7 protein-coding genes are annotated in these 6,286 nt (G+C 61.7%); all 7 read right to left on the bottom strand.

The genetic code is table 11. The features are described 5' to 3' along the window. Positions 1–198: 198 nt before the first annotated feature. A complete protein-coding gene (locus RA20_RS24365; RefSeq protein ID WP_039135507.1) occupies positions 199–1,698 on the bottom strand; it encodes a caspase family protein in 1,500 nt (499 codons plus the stop codon). 120 nt (positions 1,699–1,818) lie between these two features. Continuing rightward, on the bottom strand, positions 1,819–2,145 hold the full coding sequence (locus tag RA20_RS24360) for a hypothetical protein (protein ID WP_039135505.1): 327 nt from the start codon (positions 2,143–2,145) through the stop codon (positions 1,819–1,821). A 2-nt stretch (positions 2,146–2,147) separates the two neighbouring features. Then, positions 2,148–2,534, bottom strand: a complete 387-nt coding sequence (locus tag RA20_RS24355) for a response regulator (protein ID WP_039135502.1) — start codon at positions 2,532–2,534, stop codon at positions 2,148–2,150. A 33-nt stretch (positions 2,535–2,567) separates the two neighbouring features. Continuing rightward, positions 2,568–3,431, bottom strand: coding sequence for a CheR family methyltransferase (locus tag RA20_RS24350; RefSeq protein ID WP_039135500.1), 864 nt, complete (start codon positions 3,429–3,431; stop codon positions 2,568–2,570). Continuing rightward, positions 3,428–3,910, bottom strand: a complete 483-nt coding sequence (locus tag RA20_RS24345) for a chemotaxis protein CheW (RefSeq protein WP_039135497.1) — start codon at positions 3,908–3,910, stop codon at positions 3,428–3,430. Before RA20_RS24345 ends, RA20_RS24350 begins: the two co-directional genes overlap by 4 nt. Then, positions 3,900–6,050, bottom strand: a complete 2,151-nt coding sequence (locus RA20_RS24340; RefSeq protein WP_039135494.1) for a chemotaxis protein CheA — start codon at positions 6,048–6,050, stop codon at positions 3,900–3,902. Before RA20_RS24340 ends, RA20_RS24345 begins: the two co-directional genes overlap by 11 nt. 1 nt (position 6,051) lies before the next feature. Further along, positions 6,052–6,286, bottom strand: a 235-nt coding sequence (locus RA20_RS24335) for a response regulator (protein ID WP_039135491.1), incomplete at its 5' end; no start/stop codon positions are given.

Here is a 6,286-nt window from a genome sequence, read left to right as displayed (position 1 = left end):
GTCCCCGCCGTCTCCGTCGCCGCCATCCCCGCCGCCGCCATCTCCGCCGCCGCCGTCTCCATCGCCGCTATCACCACTGTCCCCGCCGCCGCCGCAACCGCAGCCGGCAGCGTGGCCATTCAAGGGGCTGTTGAGGAAACATGTGATCAGAACAAGGAACAAGGTACGATGTAACAACATCCCCTTGACGTAGGACGGTTATCCCTCCAGTCCATACGCCTGACGGATACCCCGCTGGGTTCCTGGGCCGAAATCTCCGTCGATTGCACCAGCGTAAAAATTGTTTTCTCTCAACTTCCTCTGCAGAGCGCGCCGGGTTTCGGAGGTAAACATATTGGGGCGGTCGCTGAGCAGATTGAGAACATCGGAGCTGCCGCTGCGCAGGGCCGCATAAAGGTAATGCGCGGAATCCTCCGGGCCTTTGGACGGGATCAACCCGTCGTCAATCAGCGCCGCAAAATTGAACTGCGCCTGCGGATGGCGAAGATCGGCAGCGCGCTCAAAGAAGGTCAGAGCTTTCTTCGGATTGGGGGGCAGGCCCAGCCCGCCCTGATAATGCAGGAAGCCGAGGTCGTTGATGGCATCGGCAAAATCCTGGGCCGCGGCGGCCTGGTAAAGCTCCAATGCCTTGGCGGGATCCGATTCGACCCCGGTGCCGCGCTCATACAGTTTGGCCAGTTCGAATTGCGCTTCCGGCGAGCCGGCATCCGAGGCGCGCTGCAGGAACTCCACCGCAGCCTGAGGGTCGAACCGGCCCTGGTTCGGGTTCAGCCGGATATAGGCCAGACCCAGCATCGACCGGGTATCGCCCAGCTCTGCCAGAGCCAGCAGCTGCTCCTCCTGATCCGGCTTCAGTGCGGCCCAGGCCTCGGAGGCATCTGCGACGGTCACCGGCGCGTCATCTGCGCCCGGGCCTGCCAGGTAGAAAGGCACACCCGTGAGCGAGCCATAGGTGTGCGGCTCCTGCAGGTTGGCAGTGCTTTGCAGCACCTGATCGCGCACCTGGCGGAACATCAGGCTGATCTCCAGCCCCGGCTGCACCATTTTCTCCATCAGTGCAGTCGCATAGGGTGAGTTGCTGCCGCTGCCGTCGAGGGCTACCTGGCCATCCTTGGCAGCAAACGCCACAAGGGTGCCGCGGTCCGGATCGGCCGGCGCCATGCCGCCGCCGCCGCGGGTGGCTGCACTGGTCTGTGTTGTTTCACTGCTGCTTTGATCCAGGGCGATGGAATCCCCCAGCGGATTGTCGCGGCAGCTGTCCAGAATCACGATCCGCATCTTGCGGGCCCGGTCGACCGCCGACAGCAGCTGCTTCAAAGACAGCGACTGGCGCTGCACATCGCGGTTGCTGGTGACTTTGGCGTCCGCCGGGATCAGGAAATTTTCGCCCTGAACCTCGATTCCGTGGCCGGCAAAATAAACAAGGGCCAGATCGGCAACTTCGGAACGGAAAGCGAAATCGTCCAGCAGCTGTTCCATCTCGGCAGTGCCGGGATCCAGCGCCAGGCTGACATCAAAGCCAATGCCCTCCAGCGTATCCGCCATCGCGACGGCATCGTTGCGCGTGTTCTCCAGCGGCGGCAGATGCTGATACTTGGCAACGCCGATGACCAGTGCAATCCGGTCGCTTGCAGCCTGCGCCGCTGTTGCGAACAGCAGGCAAGCGGAAAAAATCAAAGGTTTGAAAAAGAAAGACATGCGGATACCCGGGCTGGCAATTGCTGCTTAGGCCCAATGTAGTCCGCGGCGGCGGCAAAGAAAAAGAAAATTCGCAGCCGCAAACGGCCCCGCCCGAGCGCGGGCGGGGCCCCAAGGGATTCAGGTGCTGGCCATATTGCCGGCAGAGCGCAGCCGCTCGCGCAGCTTTTCCAGTGTGACGCCGGCCGCCGCTGCAGGCAGATCCGCCGGACCGGCTTCATCAACCTGCATCTGCACACGCTTGTAGAAGCCGGAGAGCCCCGCAAGAGTCTGAATGACCAGATCGAAGTCCTGCAATGAGCGCAGCTCCTGGCTGGTCGGCGGGGTGCCCCGCTCCAGCACATCCAGAACGACATCTTCCAGCGTTTGCATCTGGCTGCGCAGCTGCTCCATCTCCCACGCCGAGGCGGCGCATAGTTCACCCAGGGCCTTGTCGGGACGTTCCATGATTACAGCCGCCCGACGACCTGTTCGATGGCCTGTTTCATCGTTGCCACCGTAAAGGGCTTGCGGACAATGTTGTTGAGACCAAGCTGCTTGCCGACCTGGATCATTTCCGGTGTCGGCTTGCCGGTCACCAGGATGAAGCCGACCCGCTGGGTGGACTGGTTGCCGCGCAGTGCCTGCAGCAGCCCCAGCCCGTCCATGCCGGGCATGTTGTAATCCGACAGCACCATGTGAACGGGTGTCTGGACCAGCTTCTGATAAGCCCCCTGGCCGGAGTTTTCGACCATGTAGTTCTTGATGCCGATCTCATCCAGGCTCTGAGTGATGATCCCGCGGCTGGTCGACATATCGTCAACAACCATAACGCGGAGAGAGTCTTTCAAGCTCATTTTTCTTTCCTTCTGCTCTGCTTGCAGCCCCGGTCAGGAGGCCCTGCCGGCTGGCGAGTTGATGTAAGTGGTGATCCCGGCCGTCTTCAGGTGCTGCGCAGCCGGGCCTGACATGCGCTCGGAATGACCGATGAAGAGATAGCCGCCCGGGTTCAGGGTATTCTGAAAGGCGCTCCAGACTTTCTGCTGGGTCGGATTGTCGAAGTAGATCGCGACATTCCGGCAGAAGATTGCATCGAACCTGCCTTTGAAAGGGAAGGGTTCGATCAGATTCAGGGTGCCGAAGGTGATCAGCTGCCGCAGGCTGTTGGGCAGCCGCCCCTCCGCGTCCCGCGCCGGAACCAGCTTGCGGTACTTCGCATCGATCTGGGCGAGCTCGTCCTCGGGGTATTTTGCTGCCTGGGCATGGCGTACCACCACCGGGTCGATATCGGTTCCCAGGATCTTGAAATCCAGCTTGGCAGCCTCCGGGCACAGGTCCAGCACCGTCATGGCAATCGAGTAAGGCTCCTGGCCGTTGGAGCAGCCGGCCGACCACAGCCGCACCCGCCCGCCGCGCCGCGCCTGTTCGATCAGCGGCGGCAAGACATCGTTGCGCAGCGTCTCGAAATGATGCGGTTCCCGGAAGAAATGGGTCACATTGGTGGTCAGCAGCGACAAGAGACCGCTGCGCTCCTGTTCGGCATTGGGGCCGTCCAGGCAGGCAAGATAGTCCTTAAAGCTGGTGAAATTGCGCTGCCGCAGCTTGCGCGCCAGACGCGAGGACACCAGCGGCTTCTTGCTTGCCGCCAAGGCCAGGCCGAAGTGCTTGTGCGCGAATTTTGCGATTGCCTCGAATTCGTGATCCGAGAGCGAAAAGCTTTCCGCGGCAGGCGTTATGGATCCTTCTGCGCTCACGGCAATACCTGCTCCGGCGCCGAGATGACCGCGTCGAGATTGATGATGCGCACCATGGTGTCATCATGCGAGATGATGCCCTGGATGTACTCCATCGTGTTGCGGCTATCGACCGGCGGCGTATCCTGAATGTCATCCGGGTTGATCGAGATGATCTCGGACACCGATTCCGCCAGCAGGCCGACCGGCTTGCCGTGCACCGACACCACAATGACCACATTGCGTTCGCTGGCTTCGGTCTGCTGCAGGCCAAACCGTGCAGAGAGGTCATAGATCGGGATCACCGCACCGCGAAGGTTCATGACGCCCAGCACATCGGCGGGGGCATGCGGCAGGATGGTGACCGGAGACCAGCGGCGGATCTCGCGGATTTGCGTGATTTTCAGACAGAAGGCCTGTCCGGCCACGGTGAAGCTGACGAACTCGCTGTGTTCGGCGTGTTTCACTTCCTGGTCAGTTTGCTTCACTTCAGCTTGCATTGCTCATTCTCCGCTCGGTGTCAAAGGCGGCCGCAGTGGGCGAGGCCGCAATGATGCTTTCAGGGTCTAGGATCATGGCGATCTTGCCGTCGCCCAGGATGGTTGCAGCGGCGACGCCGGGGATTTCCCCGCAGACGCCGTCCAGGCTTTTGATCACCACCTGGCGCTGGTCGTGGATGTCGTCCACAGCCAGAGCGCAGCGCTGCCCGGTTTCGGTTTCCACCAGAAGGTAGACACCGGCCTGCTGGTCGCTTTCGCGGTACAGCCCCAGGCCTCCGGCAACATCGCAGATCGGCACGAAGTTGCCGCGGATCGACAGCAGGGTGCCGTCGGCGCCCAGGCTGTTGATCATGTCGTCGCTGCCGCGCATTGTTTCGACAATCGAGGTGATTGGCACCACCATGGTCTGATCGGCAACCGAAACCACCATGCCGTCCATGACGGCCAGGGTCAGCGGCAGGATAATCGTGAAGGTAGAACCCTTGCCGGGCGTCGATGAGATATTGATGCGCCCGCCGAGACCGGTGACAGCGTTTTTCACCACATCCATGCCCACGCCGCGGCCGGAAAGGTTGGAAACCTCCTTGGCGGTTGAGAAACCGGGTGCAAACAGCAGGTTGTCGATCTCGCTGTCGGTCAGTTCGGCATTTTCAGGGATCAGGCCCTTTTCAATGGCGATCTGCTTGACCCGCGGGCGGTTCACACCGGCACCGTCGTCTTTGATCTCGATACAGACGCTGCCTGAACGGTGCGAGGCCGACAGCCGGATTTCACCGATTCTGGACTTGCCCGCGGCTTCCCGGTCTTCGGGCTTTTCAATACCATGATCGACCGCGTTCCGCAGGATATGCGTCAGCGGGTCGGACAGCCGTTCGATCACGGTCTTGTCCACCTCGGTATTTTCGCCCTCGTTCACCAGCTTGCAGGTTTTTTCCGTTGCAGCAGAGGCCTCGCGCACGATCCGCGCCATGCGCTGGAACAGCGGCTTCACCGGTTGCGCACGGATTGCCATGACACCTTCCTGGATGTCGCGAGCCAGGTTTTTGAACCCTTCCAGCTCGGTCTCGACGTCCCGCGTGTCGGATACGTTGAGATTGGCAATCTGCTGGGCCAGCATCGAATGGTTGATGATAAGCTCCCCGACAGCGTTGATAAGCCGGTCCACCCGCTCGAGTTCGACGCGGAGCGTGGGTTTGGGACCGCTGCGCTGCTCCTGCTTGCCGCTCTCGGCTTTCGGGGCCGAGGCCTTTTCTGCGGCAGGTGCCGGCTTGGCTTCGGGCTGGGGCGCGGGGGCCGGCGGCTCAAAAGGGACGGCTGCGGCTCCCGAATCCGGTTCGGCCGGCGCGCTGAACATGGCGTCGAGCGCAGCCAGGGCATTCGCTTCCGCCTCAGCATCGCCGTCGCCTTCGATTGACAGTTCGCACAGACCCTCGACAAATTCGAAGACAGCTTCGACGATCGAGCGGGTCTCCTTGGTCACCAGCACCAGGTCCCAGGCCAGATAGCTTTCGGCCATGTCCATGGAGTCAAAGCCGGGCAGCTCGTTCTCGTCGAGCTTTACGGTCAGATCGCCCAAGTCCTTGAGTGCCTGGAACAGGAAAAACGGCTCGTTTCCGGTGCCGTACATTTCCTTCAGCGGCTGGAAACGGATCCGGTAGGTTTCCTCCTGGGGTGCCGCCGGTGCAGCGGGTGCTGCGCCAAGGTCTGCCACAGGGGCCGGTCCGCCGAGACCCATCGGCTCAAAGGTGAGATCTTCCTCTTCTTCGGGAATATACTCATCCAGTGCAGCCAGCAGCGTGTCGTGATGGGCTTCGTCGACCTCACCGCCGTCGCGGGCCACTTCGACTAGCGCCGACAGGTGGTCGCTTGAGCGCAGCAGCAGCTGGATCAGTTTTTCATCCAGCTCCAGGCGGTTGGAGCGCACTTCGTCAAAGACGGTTTCGAACCGGTGGGCAAAGGCCACCAGATCATCCAGGCCAAAAGCTCCGGCGCCACCCTTGATCGAGTGCACGGCGCGGAAGATCGCATTGACAACCTCGGGGTCGTGATCGCCTCCTTCGATAGCGGTCAGACCCTCATCCGTTGCTTCGAGGAGCTCTTCGCACTCCTCAAAGAAGGTATCCTGAATCGAGCCGGACATCTCAGGCCGCAGCTCCTGTCACCCGCTTCAGCGCGAAGATCAGGGACGCATCGTCAAACGGCTTGGTGATCCAGCCGGTCGCGCCGGCGCCGCGGGCGCGGGCCTTAAGCTCGGGCGCGCTCTCGGTGGTCAGCACCAGGATCGGCACTTTGGAGTTGATGCCGGTGCCGCGCAGTTCCTCGATCACGCCGAAGCCGTCGAGGTTGGGCATGTTGATGTCGGTGATCCCCACATCC

It is taken from the genome of Leisingera sp. ANG-Vp (assembly GCF_000813725.1).
In the GTDB taxonomy this organism is placed as follows: domain Bacteria; phylum Pseudomonadota; class Alphaproteobacteria; order Rhodobacterales; family Rhodobacteraceae; genus Leisingera.
Note: the sequence above shows the minus strand (reverse complement) of the source record. Positions and strands in the feature narration are given on the sequence as shown.